Origin of the sequence: Streptomyces liliifuscus, from assembly GCF_016598615.1 — a bacterium.
GTDB lineage: Bacteria > Actinomycetota > Actinomycetes > Streptomycetales > Streptomycetaceae > Streptomyces > Streptomyces liliifuscus.
Window position 1 is genome coordinate 855821 of record NZ_CP066831.1, and the last position, 13110, is coordinate 868930.

Below are 13110 nucleotides of genomic sequence, written 5' to 3' on the forward strand. Positions count from 1 at the left end.
CACCCCGGCCGGACTCCCTCATGGTGACGGGTGTTCCGGCCGGGACGACCCGTGCCGGGGAAGGCAGCGCACCGGGACCTTGGCCGAAGCTCGATGCCGCCTGGCCCGGCCGGGCTGCCTGATGCCGGCGGCTGTCTCAGCGGCCGAGCAGCCGCGTGCCCGCCTCGTCGTGGTGGTCGCCGGCGGCCGGGGTCAGACCGTCGAGCTCGGCGAGCTGCTCGGCGCTCAGTTCGATGGCGTCGGCCGCGGTGTTCTCCTCGACACGGGAGACCCGCTTGGTGCCGGGGATCGGAGCGATGTCGTCGCCCTGTGCCAGCAGCCAGGCCAGGGCCACCTGCGCCGGAGTGGCGCCGACCTCGTCCGCTACGGCCTTGACCTCGTCGGCCAGGCGCAGGTTGAGCTGGAAGTTCTCACCGGTGAAGCGCGGATTGTTCTTGCGCCAGTCGTCATCGGCGAAGTCATCGGTCGAGCGGATCTGACCGGTGAGAAAGCCATGGCCGAGCGGGGAGTAGGGCACGAAGCCGATGCCCAGCTCGCGCAGCACCGGCAGGATCTCCGGCTCCGGGTCGCGGGTCCACAGGGAGTACTCCGACTGCAGGGCGGTGACCGGGTGGACGGCATGGGCACGGCGGATGGTCTCAACCCCCGCTTCGGACAGCCCGATGTGACGGATCTTCCCCTGGGCGACCAGCTCGGACAGCGTCCCGACCGTCTCCTCGATGGGCGTGTCCGGGTCGACCCGGTGCTGGTAGTACAGATCGATACGGTCGGTGCCGAGCCGCTTCAGCGACCCCTCGACCGCGGCGCGGATGTTCGCCGGGCTGCTGTCCAGAGCACCGGCGCCGCGCCCGGTGTGCGACATGAACCCGAACTTCGTGGCCACCACGACCTGGTCACGACGACCCTTGAGGGCCTGACCGACGAGTTCCTCATTGGCGTACGGCCCGTAGACCTCGGCGGTGTCGATGAGCGTGACGCCCAGGTCGAGCGCCCGGTGAAGGGTGCGGATCGACTCGGCGTCGTCCGAGCCCGCGCCCGTGTAGGCGTGGGACATGGACATGGCGCCCAGACCGATGCGGGCAACGTCCAGGTCGCCCAACTTGATGTGCTTCATGGGTGCCACTCCCTGTTGCTCGGGTGTCTGCGGGCAACCTGGCGCCTCGCGCCGGGCTCCGCCGGCTCAGAGGAATCGGCCGCCAAGCCCTCAGAACGCCTCGGCCGATCGCCCCGGCCTCCCGTTGCCTGACGGTGGTGAGGCCGGGCGGTGTCCTGTCACACGAACCTGATCTTCAAGCCAAAGGCAGTCTTCCGCCTTCGCGCATCACGTGGGAGGCCGGGCTGTGCCGGGGAGCGGTGTTCCGGGGTGTGGTGTTCCGGGGTGCGACAGACCCCCCATGCGCAGCTCCGCTCGGCCGGCATGGTGTCAGATGTCGGCGTGGTCGGGGTTCAGTCCGTGAGCCAGCCGGGGCTGACCATGCGGTACTCGTAGGCCATGACCACGACTTGGGATCTGTCCCGGGCGCCGAGTTTGGCCAGGATGCGGCTGACGTGGGTCTTCGCGGTCAGCGGGGAGACCACCAGCCGTGCCGCGATCTCGTCGTTGGTGCAGCCGGCGGCGATCAGCTGCATGACTTCGCGTTCGCGGCCGGTCAGGGCGTCGAGGCAGTGGTCGGGCTTCCGGGTGTTGTCCGGGCGTTCGGCGAACTCGGCGATGAGCCGACGGGTGACGGAGGGACTGATGAGTGCGTCGCCCCGCGCGGCCACACGCACCGCGTGCAGGAGTTCCGCCGGTTCGGTGTCCTTGACGAGGAAACCCGTGGCGCCGGCCCGCAGCGCCCCGTACACGTACTCGTCGAGGTCGAACGTCGTCAGCATGACCACCTTCACCGCCGCCAGTTGCTCATCGGCGGCGATGCGACGAGCGGCTTCGAGCCCGTCCATGCCCGGCATGCGGATGTCCATCAGCACCACGTCGGGCCGCAGTTCGCGGCAGGCGGCGAGGGCGGCGTGCCCGTCGGCGGCCTCGGCGACCACATGCAGGTCGTCCTCGTCGTCGAGGATGCCGCGAATCCCCGCGCGCACAAGGCGCTGGTCATCCGCCAGCAGAATTCGGATCATCAACTGTTCCGCCGATCGGCTCGTGATGGTCTGAGAACGGTAGCCGGGCCCGGACGACGAATCCGCCCGCGCTGCCGGCTTCGGCGCTCAGCGTTCCGCCCAGTGCGCGCGCCCGTTCCGTCATTCCTACGATCCCGCTGCCGCCCCCGTGCACGACGCGGGCCCCACCCTGCCCGAAGTCCTGGACACTGAGCGTCAGTTCCCGGTCCCCGCGATTGAGTCGGACGACGGCGTGCTGGGCGCCGCTGTGCCTGACGGCGTTGGTCAGCGATTCCTGGACGATGCGGTAGGCAGCGAGGTCCACCGCGGCCGGCAGCGGTGAGTGGGTTCCGCTCCGCTCGATGCGTACGTTCAGGCCCGCCCGAGCTGCCGAGGAGACCAGCTCGTCGATCCTGGACAGCCCTGGGGAGGGGGCGGTGGGGGCCGCTTCGTCGACCTGGCGCAGTACGCCGAGGGTGGCGCGCAGTTCTTGCAGACCCTCCTTGCTGCTCCGCTTGATGGCGGTCAACGCTTCCTGCGCCTGACGGGGGTCCTTCTGCAGCCGATGCAGGGCGGAGGACGCCTGCACATGGATCATGGACATGTTGTGGCCGATCACATCGTGCAGTTCACGGGCGATGCGCAGCCGCTCCTGCGTGGCGCGCAGCCTCGCCTCCTCCTCGGCGTAGGCGACCCGACCGTGACGCATCGCGCCCAGAGCCACCACCGCCACCAGCCAGCCGGTCAGCATGAACACCGCGGTGCCGCTGACATCACCGGTGCCTGCCAGAGTCCCCACGCCCACCCCGATGACCATCACCGCCGCCATGGCGACCGACGCCCGGATCCGCCCCTGGGTCGCCAGCGCGTACAACGCGGCGATCGGGATCACGACGAGCGGAGCGTCGACCGTGCTCAGGAGGTAGTAGACGCCGGTGCCGACCACCGTGAACCAGCCCACCTCCACCGGGTGGCGGTGGCGCAGCGGCAGCGCCGCGCACACCGCGACCGCCAGGAACCAGGAGCCGATCACCGATGCGGTCGCGTCCTGGTTCGAGCCCAGGCGCTGCCCCTCGGCCACCCCTGCCAGCACCAGCACGACCCCGGCGAGTGCCATGTCGGCACGCGGCCCCGTGGGCAGGCGGAAGCGGGTGACGTCGAGGTGCGGCATGGCTTCATTCTGCCTGCAGAGCGGCCGAACCCCGGGGCGTATGTCCGTGTTTGCGTTGAGGGTGCGTGCTGGAGAGGTACGCGGCGGCGTGGACGTACATCTGCTGGTGTACGTCACGGCGACCGCCTCCTGCCGCTGGTGCAGGCCAGCTGTCAGCCGTGGGCCGACGCCCTGGCCGGGGGCGGGCAAGCACGATCGAGGGCATGTCGTCGTCCCTCACTCCCACCCGGATCAGTGCCGCCCTCGTCGGCGCACTCGTGGGTACCGCTGCCGGAATTCTGCTGGTCACCGCTGCCGGAACGTTCTCGATCACGGTCGGTGGGTCGTTCGCCGGGCCGGCGCTCGGTGTACCCGCATTCGCCGGGGCGGTAGTGGGCGTGGCGCTGACTCCAGGCAACACTCGCTCGAATTCGAGGTAGGCATCATGTCTTCCCCCCGCGGCTCCGCCGCGTCCCTCGCCCCGCCTGGGCCACAGGGCGGCACGTCCACGCCCGTCGGACGGTTCGGCGCCCTGGCCGGCTGGGCACAGCGTCATCGCTGGGCCGCCCTCGTGCTCTGGGTGGCTGTCGTGGCCGCCATCACGTTGGGTTCCACCGCTGCCGGTGCCGCGTACAAGAACGACTTCTCGCTGCCGGGCACCGGTTCCCAGGCGGCCACCGATCTGTTCAAGAAGCACGGCAGTGATCAGGCGGGCGACAGCGTCGAGATCGTGTTCAAGGACGCCGCCGGCATCAAGAGCGCCAAGGCCGGCATCGAACCGATGCTGGCCGAGGTGAAGGGCATGGCGGGGGTCGCCGACGTACGCAGCCCCTTCTCCGATGCCTCGGCGGTGTCCGAGGACGGCACGATCGCCTATGCGTCCGTCACGCTGGACGGCAAGACCGAGGAGGTCCCCAAGGAGGACGTCGCCCGGATCATCGACACCGCGCAGAGCATCGCCACCGAGCGCCTCCAGGTCGAGGTGGGCGGTGAGGCCGCGCGCAACGCGGAGGACAAGGCGGCACCGACCGCCGAACTCACCGGGATCGTGGCCGCCCTGGTCATCCTGGTGCTGCTGTTCGGTTCGCTGCTGGCGGCGTCGCTTCCGCTGATCACCGCGCTGTTCGCGGTGGGCGGCGCCCTCGGCCTGATCGCCCTGGCCTCGCACGTCTTCACCGTCGCCGACTTCACCCCGCCCATCCTGATGCTCGTCGGCCTCGGTGTCGGCGTCGACTACGCCCTGCTGATCTTCTACCGCTACCGCCATGAACTCCTGGCGGGTGCCCGGCCCACGGAAGCCGGGCGCAAGGCTCTCGACTCCGCCGGCCGCACTGTCTTCTTCGCCGGCTGCACGGTCATCGTCGCGCTGCTGGGGCTGGTCGCCCTCGGACTCGGCTCGCTGCAGGGCATCGCCCTCGCGGTGGCCATCACCGTCCTCATCACCATGGCCGCCTCCCTCGTGCTGTTGCCCGCCCTGCTCGCGCTGTTCGGCAGGCGCATCCAACGCCACGTCCTCAAACAGCGGGCCAAGGCCACCACGAAGGGCAAGACCGAAGGTGACCGCTGGCGCGCCATGGCAAGGGCCGTGCAGCGCCGCCCGATCCCGACCCTGCTGGTCGGCGTGATCGCGCTCCTGGCCCTGTCGGCACCGGTCCTGGGCATGCGCCTGGGCTTCGCCGACTCGGGCAACGACCCCGAGAAGACCACGTCCCGCCACGCCTACGACCTGCTCGCCGAGGGATTCGGCCCCGGCTTCAACGGTCCGCTCGTCGTCCTGGTGAAGGGCGATCAGGAAGCCGGCCAGGCCGTCCGGGCAAAGATCGCCACCACCGTCGGCGTCGCCGACGCCAGCCCCGCGCTGCCCTCCGCGGACGGCGCCCTGTCCACCGTCTTCGTCTACCCGACGACCTCTCCGCAGGACGAGGGGACCGTGGACCTCGTCCACCGCCTGCGCGACGACGTGGCACCGCCCCTGGAGGACACCACCGGCGCCGAGGTGCTGGTCGGCGGTGCGACGGCCGCCTCCCAGGACGTCTCCGAGACACTCGCCGCCCGGCTGCCCCTGTTCGTCGCCGTCGTCGTGGGCGTCTCCTCGCTCCTGCTCCTGCTGGTCTTCCGGTCCATCTGGATTCCCGTGAAGGCAGCCATCCTGAACCTGCTGTCCATCTCCGCCGCGATGGGCGTGGTCACCCTGGTGTTCCAGTACGGCTGGTTCGGAGCCCAGTCGGGCCCCATCGAAGCCTTCATCCCGGCACTGATCTTCGCGATCGTCTTCGGGCTCTCCATGGACTACGAGGTCTTCCTCATCTCCCGTATCCACGAGGAATGGACGCGCACCAAAGACCCTTCGCAATCCGTGCGTGAGGGGCTCGCCTCCACCGGCAAGGTCATCACGGCGGCCGCGGCCATCATGATGTTCGTCTTCGGAGCCTTCGTCCTCAGCGACGACCGCATGCTCCAGCAGTTCGGACTGGGCCTGGCCGTCGCCATCCTTCTCGACGCCGTGGTCATCCGATGCCTCATCGTTCCCGCCGTCATGCAGATGCTCGGCAAGTGGGCCTGGTGGCTACCCGCACCCTTGGCCAGGAAGCTGCCCAAGGTGTCCTTGGAACGCCCTGAGCACAGCTGACCAGTTGGCCCGGCGCGGGTCACGGATTGCGCTGTGACCCGCGCGAGGCGGACCGTGGCCGGGCTCGCTCCTTCGCGTTCCTGGCGCGGACGGCTACGGACAGGCGGCCTGACCGTTCACGCATGGCGTCGTGCTGTCCGCGGCGCGACGGGCACGGGTGATGCCCCATCCCACCAGCGCCGCGGCCAGGACCGTGAGCGCGAGGCCGGCCCAGGTGACCGCCTCGCGGAACTCCGTGGTCTGGTGAGTGCTCCAGCTCGATGTGGCGATATCACCGGTGAAGAGCGCTGCGAGGATGGTCCCGCTGACGGCGATGCCGATTCCGGTGGTGACTTCGCCGGCGGTGTCCACCAACGCCGCTCCGATGGTGGTGCGGTTGGTCGGGAGGCCACGCATCACGTTGGTCCCGGCGACGACACCGACGACGCGCATACCGGCGGCCACGAGTACGAGCGAGAGGGCGACCCACACGTACCCGAAGCGGCCGAGCAGCCCGTAGACGGCGAGCCCGCACACGACGGATCCGGCGCTGAGCCAGGCGGTCCTGTCGAGGCCGACGCGCGTGACCAGCGGACCGATGAGAGCACCGCCCGCGATGAGCACGACGACCTGCGGCAGCATTCCCATGGCCGCTTGAGCGGGTGTCCAGCCCCAGTCGAGCTGGAGTTGCAGGGTCACGAGGTAGCCGAGGCCGGCGGTCGCGAGGCTTGCGGCGGCCTTGAACGCCAGGCCGCTCGACACGAGTGGGCGGGCGACGAGTTCGAGGTCGAGCAGCGGAAAGCGGGCGGAACGCTCGCGGACGACGAACAGCACTGCCATCACGAGGGCCGCTGCCGTGGTCAGCCACGGGAGAGGCGATGCGGTGCCCGCGTCGACGAACAGCGTGGGTGCGACCAGCGCGAGGACGATCGTGGTCGTGCCGAGCAGGGCGCCCGTGCCATCGATCGGGTCGCGGTGCAGCTCGTCCACCCTGTCGGCGGGGATGCCGCGTCGAATGCCGATGAACGCGAGTGCGGCGATCGGCACGTTCACCAGCAGCAGTACCTGCCACGGAGCGAACGCGAGCACGAAGCCACCCACCGTGGGCCCGATCGCAAGTCCGACCAGGCCCACGGTCGAGATCAGGGTGGTCGCACGGACGCGGAGCCCGTCCTCGTCGAACAGGCGGAACGCCAGGGCGAGGGAGCCCGGCGTCGTCATCGCGGCCGCGACACCCATCGCCACGCGGATCGCGATGAGCTGCGGCGCCGTGGTGACGAACGCGGTTGCCAGACTTGCCACGCCCAGCAGCACCAGGCCGACCAGCATGACCTTGCGGCGGCCAACCCGGTCGGCGAGCGCGCCGAGGGCCAGCATCAGCCCGCCGAACGCGACGGCGTACACGCCCGTGACCCACTGCAGCACAGTCGTCGACGCCGACAGCTCGCGGCCGATGGTCGGCAATGCGACGTTGAGGATCGAGTTGTCGAGCATCTCGAAGAGAAACACCGCTGACAGCCCTGCGAGGGCTACCCCCGCTTCGCGGAGGGAACGTGGCGAACGAGGGGCTTCGGTGGGAGCGCCGACATTCTCGGCAGCTCCATTGCGACGGGCTTTCACTGCGCACTCCTTCGATGTGAAGAAGTGGCGGCCCGTCCGAACCGCGTATGCGCGCGTGGCCCCTGCTCCATCGACCGGCGTGGATGCCCGGCAGTGAACACACGTTTCTACTTCCAGTGCTGCGACACTACACCCGGCTCGCAGATGAGGGCACGGCCCTTATCCCCGTGCTGATCCGCTGGGCCGGAACCGGGGGCCGCTACCGGTCCCTCCGGGGCGTTGACGGATGTGGGGGCTCAGTTGCCGACGCCGAGGCCGGCCATGAACGCGGACGGGTAGCGGTCGCCGCGCGCCGCTCCCGGCGGCACCGCCTTCTCGATCTCGGCGAGGTCGTCGGCCGTGAGGTTCACCTCCAGCGCGGGCAAAGCCTCGGTCAGCCGCTCGCGGGTGCGGGCACCGACCAGCGGCACGATGTCGTCGCCCTGTGCGGTCACCCAGGCGATGGCCAGTTGGGCGACCGTGCACCCCTTCGCGTCGGCGACCCGGCGCAGCGCCTCCACGAGGGCGAGGTTGTGTGCCACGTTCTCACTCGAGAATCGCGGGCTGAAGGCGCGCCCGTCGCCGGGGCCGGCGGTCCGACCGGCGGACCAGTGCCCAGAGATGAGGCCACGACCGAGGACGCCGTACGCGGTCAGGCCGATGCCGAGCTCCCGCAGCGTGGGCAGGATGTCCGCCTCCACCGCGCGGGACAGGAGGGAGTACTCGATCTGAAGGTCGGCGACAGGGTGGACGGCATGCGCCCGGCGGATCGTCTCGGCGTCGACCTCCGATAGGCCGAGGTGCCGGACGTGCCCGGCGTCGATCATCTCCTTGATCGCGCCCACCGTCTCCTCGATCGGTACCGCCGGGTCCAGCCGGGCCGGACGATAGATGTCGATGTGGTCGGTGCCCAGCCGGGTCAGCGAGTAGGCCAGGAAGTTCTTCACCGCCTCGGGCCGGCCGTCCTGCCCGCTGAACTCACGGCCCGGTCCCCGCAGCTGACCGAACTTGACGCTCAGCTGGTAGCTGTCCCGGTCCCGGCCGTGCAGCGCCTCGGCGAGCAGCAGTTCGTTGTGGCCCATGGCGTAGAAGTCGCCGGTGTCGATCAGCGTGACGCCGGCCTCCAGCGCGGCGTGCACGGTGGCGATACTCTCCGCGCGGTCGGCCGCGCCGTAAGCGCCCGACATGCCCATCGCACCCAGGCCCAGCGCGGAGACGGCGGGGCCGGTGGTGCCCAGGGTTCGTGTCTGCATCATGTTCTCCTTCGTGGTCGGTCTGCCGTCCACCTTGCGGCCGTGCGGCGGCGCACGGGAGCGGAGCGTTCATCCTGGGATCGCCGCTCCCTGGCTCGGCTCCCCCGCCGCGAGGGACGATGGGGTCATGGAACGTGACCAGCTCGCCGACTTCCTGCGCCGCCGTCGCGAGGCGATCCGCCCGGCCGAGGTCGGCATCGCCGACGGCCCCCGCCGCCGCACCAGCGGCCTGCGCCGGGAAGAGGTGGCCACGCTCGCCGGCATGTCGGTGGACTACGTCGTACGCCTCGAACAGGGCCGCAGCAGTCAGCCGTCGGTCCAGCTGCTCGGCGCGCTGGCCCGGGCGCTGCGCCTCTCCGACGACGAGCGCGACCACCTCTTCCACCTGGCCGGCCATCGGCCCCCACCGGCCGAAGGGGTGGCTCGTCAGGCCCGCGCCGGCCTGATCCGCATGCTCGACCTGCTCGGCGACACCCCGGCCCTGGTGCTGTCCGACCTGGGCGAGATCCTCGCCCAGAACCGGGCCGCCCTGCTGCTCACGGGCGACCACACCGGCTTGTCCGGCGACCGCCGCTACATCGCGTACCGCTGGTTCACCGACCCCGCGGTCCGCGCCATCACCCCGCCCGAGGAACAGGAACGCCACGCCCGCCAGCTCGTGGCCGACCTGCGTGCGGCCGTCGGCCGCCGCACCGGCGACTCCACCGTCGCCGGACTCGTCGACCGGATGCAGGCCGCGAGCGCCGACTTCCGCCGGCTCTGGGCCGAGCACGAGGTGGCGGTCCGGCGCGCCGACCGCAAGACCCTGCTGCATCCGCGGGTCGGCCGCCTGCTGATGAACTGCGAGACCCTGGTCACCCCCGACCAGGGCCAGCAACTGCTCGTGCTCACCCCGGCGGACGCCGAGGCCCGCGAGCGGCTGGAGCTGCTGCGGGTGATCGGGGTCGAGGAATTCCCCACAGGGGCAACGGGCCCGACGGCACGGTGACGCGGTGCCCCGGTGACCCGGTTCCCAGGCGACCCGGCCGACTAAAGCGCGGCGGCTCGGCATCGCAGGAACGCGGGACGCCCGGGGCACCGCGAAGTGGTGAGCCGCGCATCTCCCCGCGCCGAGAATCGGACATGAATTCGCCACTTGTTGGGAAACTCCGACAAGTGCGCTGATCTGCCGTCCTGTTGGTGGTCGTCCGAGGAGAGAGTGCCCTGCCCATGAGCCAACCGGAGCTGAGCGAGATGGGATGGATCACCGCCGGCTGGCTGCTGGGGTTCGCCGGGTTCAACACGGTTCTGGGCGTGGCCTGGTGGAGGCGCACGCGCGAGGAGCGGCAGTTCCTGCGGGTTGCACGGAGGTCGGTCGTGGACCCGATCCAGGCGGGGTGGTGGCTCGGCGCCTCCTGGAAGGGCGCGTCGGCTCAGCGGGAGGGATACGCCGCCGAGGTGGCCGTACGACTGCTCGTCCTGGCAGGCCACGCCCAGGTCGACGAGACCGGTCGGATCAGCCTGACGCCGGGACAACACGGCGCTCCGGAGGATCCGGCCCTCGCCGCCCTCGCCGCCGCCCTGCGCCGCGACGAGGGCGTCACCGTCCATGAACTCCTCACCGAGCCGCGCTTCGCACCGTTCCGCACGGCCCTGGAAGCACACCGTGCTCCCCTGCGCCGGTGTTTCGGCGCGTACCGCGTCCCCGCGCTGCTCGCCGCCCTCGTGGTGTCGTTCGGGATGTCCATGAACGCGATGCTCCTGGGCAACGGGTTCCCGGGCCTGTCCGACCAGGACCCCGGATGGTGGACGCTTCTGTGGATGGCGCCTTGGGCCGCCCTGTCCCTCCTGGCGGCTGCCTGGCCGCCCGAAGCTTCCCGTCCCTGGCCCCGGTTCACCCGCCGCTGCCGCGCCGCGCTCGCGCGGGCTCTGGCCGGCGAGAGCCCGGAGACCGGCTTCAGCGTCTCCAGAGGGGCGTACCCTCCGCCCACCTCGCAAGCGTCCACTGCCGGAGCGAATGTCCGCCGGCCCCCGGACGGGTCCACCGACCGTACGGGACGCGGGAATTCAGCCGAACTCGCCAACGACACTGCCGACTTGGACATGGACCACGACAGCGGCTTCGTTGGCGGTGACTGACGCTGGGCGCGACACGCCGTCAGCGGCCAAGCGAACTAGTTGCGCAATCAACTTCTGTACTCTCGGTGCGCATGACGGCCGTGGACGACCGTCCCGCCGTGCCAACTCCCTTACAGGGAACCGGTATGCGCTGGTCGCCCGAGGGGACGGTCGATGGTTGCCACGACTACTCAGCAAGGATCAGCCATGAAGATCGGTTTTGCGCTCCCGCAGTTCCACAAGCAGGCCTTAGGCATCGCCCGGACCGCGGAGTTCGCGCGCGAGGCGGAGAACGCCGGCGCGGCGAGCCTGTGGGTGGGCGACCGCAATCTGGCCGCCGTCAACCCCAAGGTCGGCTACGGCGGGCAGGGCGACTCCATTCCGGCCGAACTCAACACGGCCGCCGACCCGTTCGTACTCCTCGCCATCGCCGCGAGCGCCACCGAACGCGTACTGCTCGGCACGCATGTACTGATAGCCCCGCTGTATCCGCCGGTCCAGCTGGCCAGGTCGCTCACCAGCATCGACGTGATCAGCGACGGCCGTCTGCTGCCCGGCTTCGGCATCGGCTGGTCGCCCGAGGAGTACGAGGCCGCGGGCTCGGACTTCACCCGGCGCGGCGCCCGGATGAACGAACTGCTCGACGCCCTGGACGCCATCTGGACCACCGACCCGGCCCAGTACAGCGGTGAACTGATCTCGGTGCCCGCGCACCACTCCCCCCTCAAGCCCGCTCGGCGCCCCCGTCCGCCGTTCTACCTCGGCGCCATGTCCGAGCGCGCGCTGCGGCGGGTCGCGGAGCGCGGTGACGGCTGGCTGCCGCTGGTCGTGGTGCCCAGTTACGTGGACATCGACGGGCTCGTGCACCAGCGGACGGCCATCGACCAGCTGGCCCGGGAGGCCGGCCGGGACCCGTCCGCGATCGACGCCGTTCTGCGGGTCAACATCGACGCGGGCACCACGGCCCAGAACGTCGCCGACACCATCAAGACCGTCCACGAGCGCACCGGCATCGACCACTTCATGGTCGACTCCATGTACGCCGTCCACAGCGTCGACGAGTCCCTGGCCCTCGCCACCGAACTGATCGCCCTGGTCCAGAAGGGCTGACGCCAGCACTGCGCCGATCCCCCTGTCGCAGCCAGTGCCGCAGCCAGGGGGATCGTTCGCCCTGACGGACCGTCCTCCCACCGGGGCCCTTCGCGGCCCGATGGTGTCCGCCCGCAGCCCATTGCGGCTCTCCTGCCCGCCGCGTGAGATGGGCAGTCCCCTCTCAATCAACGGCCTTCCTTACGAGCGCGCGGATCGCCACCTCGTCGGCTTCGCCCAGTCCTGTCAGGGCATAGGCGGTCGGCCACATGGTGCCGTCGCCGAGGTTCGCCTGATCGCTGAAGCCGAGCGTGGAATAGCGCGTCTTGTCCTTCTGCGCGCTCAGGAAGAAGCACAGGACCTTCCCGCCCCTGGCGTGGGCGGGCATCCCGTCCCACAGCTTCGGCGACAGGGTCGGGGCCTCTGCGGTGATGACGACGTGCAGGCCTTCCGCGATCGCACGGTCCGGTTGCGGCATCTTGGCGATCGTCGAGAGTACGTCCTTCTCGTCGGCGGCCGCCTTTCCCTTTCCGCGTCCGCGACGACTGCTCGTCTTCAGCTCCGCGGCTCGCTCCTTTCCTGACCGGTTCGGCGCGGTTGCGCTACGCTCTCGGCGCTCCGCCCGGGCCGGGCGGGCGGGACACGACGACAGGGGGCGCGATGCGAGCCGGTACGGGGCTTCGGTCGCTGATACCGCTGCTGGTCTGCGGGGTCATGGCCGCGGCCGCGGGGTGTGGAGGTTCCACCGACGAACAGGGCGGCGAGTCCCTGGAGTTGGAGGCGAAGTGGCACGACAGGATCAGCGAGGCGGTGAACGCGAAGCCCGACGGCTGCACGGCGGGCGTGGGCAGCGCCTGCGAGACCCATGCGGCGGCCGTGCACGCGATCACCGAGCGGTTGCACAAGGAGGTGGAGGCCCTGCCCGACAAGGACCGCTACCAGGCGACGCTGGACGGCACCACCGCCATCGACGAGCAGTACGACCAGTACTTCACCCAGTTGTGCGCCACCGTGCCCGAGACCACGGTCGATGCCGCCACCACCCAGAAGTTCAACACCTGCTCCGGGCTCTACACCTCGATCATCACGGGCGCGGGCGATCTCCGGAACAACCTGCGCCCGTCCGAGTAGTACGGGTCCAGGGCGGGCCGAGCCCACGCCGGAGGACGGACTACCACCTGCCTTCGACGCCGCAGGGCCAGGTCGCAGCCGACCCG

Annotated in this window: 12 protein-coding genes; 6 read left to right on the forward strand and 6 right to left on the reverse strand. The window is 70.4% G+C overall.

The features are described 5' to 3' along the window. Positions 1-136: 136 nt before the first annotated feature. From JEQ17_RS03670 to JEQ17_RS03680, 3 genes are all read right to left on the reverse strand, one after another. The gene (locus JEQ17_RS03670) at positions 137-1114 is read right to left on the reverse strand and encodes an aldo/keto reductase (protein WP_200393818.1); all 978 of its coding nucleotides are present in this window, start codon (positions 1112-1114) and stop codon (positions 137-139) included. Positions 1115-1446: 332 nt separating this feature from the next. After that, positions 1447-2118, reverse strand: coding sequence for a response regulator (locus JEQ17_RS03675; protein WP_200393819.1), 672 nt, complete (start codon positions 2116-2118; stop codon positions 1447-1449). After that, positions 2093-3268, reverse strand: a complete 1176-nt coding sequence (locus JEQ17_RS03680) for a sensor histidine kinase (protein ID WP_200393820.1) — start codon at positions 3266-3268, stop codon at positions 2093-2095. The genes JEQ17_RS03675 and JEQ17_RS03680 overlap by 26 nt, the downstream gene beginning before the upstream one ends. Positions 3269-3471: 203 nt before the next feature. Between JEQ17_RS03680 and JEQ17_RS03685 the strand changes: the two genes are divergently transcribed. Both JEQ17_RS03685 and JEQ17_RS03690 read left to right on the forward strand, forming a co-directional pair. Further along, on the forward strand, positions 3472-3687 hold the full coding sequence (locus tag JEQ17_RS03685; protein WP_200393821.1) for a hypothetical protein: 216 nt from the start codon (positions 3472-3474) through the stop codon (positions 3685-3687). A 5-nt stretch (positions 3688-3692) separates the two neighbouring features. Continuing rightward, on the forward strand, positions 3693-5876 hold the full coding sequence (locus JEQ17_RS03690; RefSeq protein WP_200393822.1) for an MMPL family transporter: 2184 nt from the start codon (positions 3693-3695) through the stop codon (positions 5874-5876). Positions 5877-5969: 93 nt separating this feature from the next. Here the strand turns inward: JEQ17_RS03690 and JEQ17_RS03695 are convergent, their stop codons facing one another. After that, complete coding sequence (locus JEQ17_RS03695) at positions 5970-7364, reverse strand: MFS transporter (RefSeq protein ID WP_234048050.1); 1395 nt, start codon at positions 7362-7364, stop codon at positions 5970-5972. 347 nt (positions 7365-7711) lie between these two features. Further along, positions 7712-8707: an aldo/keto reductase gene (locus JEQ17_RS03700; RefSeq protein ID WP_200393823.1), complete on the reverse strand. Its 996-nt coding sequence runs from the start codon at positions 8705-8707 to the stop codon at positions 7712-7714. Between the two features lie 127 nt (positions 8708-8834). Between JEQ17_RS03700 and JEQ17_RS03705 the strand changes: the two genes are divergently transcribed. From JEQ17_RS03705 to JEQ17_RS03715, 3 genes are all read left to right on the forward strand, one after another. Next, positions 8835-9695 carry a helix-turn-helix transcriptional regulator gene (locus JEQ17_RS03705; RefSeq protein ID WP_200393824.1) on the forward strand — a complete coding sequence of 287 codons (861 nt, stop codon included), beginning with the start codon at positions 8835-8837 and terminating at the stop codon, positions 9693-9695. Between the two features lie 221 nt (positions 9696-9916). Further along, positions 9917-10825 carry a hypothetical protein gene (locus tag JEQ17_RS03710; protein WP_200393825.1) on the forward strand — a complete coding sequence of 303 codons (909 nt, stop codon included), beginning with the start codon at positions 9917-9919 and terminating at the stop codon, positions 10823-10825. 186 nt (positions 10826-11011) lie between these two features. Next, entirely contained in the window at positions 11012-11914 is a 903-nt protein-coding gene (locus tag JEQ17_RS03715) for a TIGR03619 family F420-dependent LLM class oxidoreductase (protein ID WP_200393826.1), read from the forward strand. A gap of 163 nt (positions 11915-12077) precedes the next feature. Here the strand turns inward: JEQ17_RS03715 and JEQ17_RS03720 are convergent, their stop codons facing one another. After that, complete coding sequence (locus JEQ17_RS03720) at positions 12078-12371, reverse strand: hypothetical protein (protein ID WP_325176241.1); 294 nt, start codon at positions 12369-12371, stop codon at positions 12078-12080. Between the two features lie 182 nt (positions 12372-12553). Here JEQ17_RS03720 and JEQ17_RS03725 point away from each other — a divergent pair, with 182 nt between their 5' ends. Further along, positions 12554-13024 (forward strand): hypothetical protein, encoded by a 471-nt coding sequence (locus tag JEQ17_RS03725; RefSeq protein ID WP_200393827.1) that lies wholly within the window; start codon positions 12554-12556, stop codon positions 13022-13024. The last annotated feature ends 86 nt before the right edge of the window (positions 13025-13110 follow it).

Bases quoted from the DNA above. Each gene is read 5' to 3' on its own strand.
- JEQ17_RS03670 (WP_200393818.1), bottom strand. From the start codon at position 1,114: ATGAAGCACATCAAGTTGGGCGACCTGGACGTTGCCCGCATCGGTCTG.
- JEQ17_RS03675 (WP_200393819.1), bottom strand. From the start codon at position 2,118: ATGATCCGAATTCTGCTGGCGGATGACCAGCGCCTTGTGCGCGCGGGG.
- JEQ17_RS03680 (WP_200393820.1), bottom strand. From the start codon at position 3,268: ATGCCGCACCTCGACGTCACCCGCTTCCGCCTGCCCACGGGGCCGCGT.
- JEQ17_RS03685 (WP_200393821.1), top strand. From the start codon at position 3,472: ATGTCGTCGTCCCTCACTCCCACCCGGATCAGTGCCGCCCTCGTCGGC.
- JEQ17_RS03690 (WP_200393822.1), top strand. From the start codon at position 3,693: ATGTCTTCCCCCCGCGGCTCCGCCGCGTCCCTCGCCCCGCCTGGGCCA.
- JEQ17_RS03700 (WP_200393823.1), bottom strand. From the start codon at position 8,707: ATGCAGACACGAACCCTGGGCACCACCGGCCCCGCCGTCTCCGCGCTG.
- JEQ17_RS03705 (WP_200393824.1), top strand. From the start codon at position 8,835: ATGGAACGTGACCAGCTCGCCGACTTCCTGCGCCGCCGTCGCGAGGCG.
- JEQ17_RS03710 (WP_200393825.1), top strand. From the start codon at position 9,917: ATGAGCCAACCGGAGCTGAGCGAGATGGGATGGATCACCGCCGGCTGG.
- JEQ17_RS03715 (WP_200393826.1), top strand. From the start codon at position 11,012: ATGAAGATCGGTTTTGCGCTCCCGCAGTTCCACAAGCAGGCCTTAGGC.
- JEQ17_RS03720 (WP_325176241.1), bottom strand. From the start codon at position 12,371: ATGCCGCAACCGGACCGTGCGATCGCGGAAGGCCTGCACGTCGTCATC.
- JEQ17_RS03725 (WP_200393827.1), top strand. From the start codon at position 12,554: ATGCGAGCCGGTACGGGGCTTCGGTCGCTGATACCGCTGCTGGTCTGC.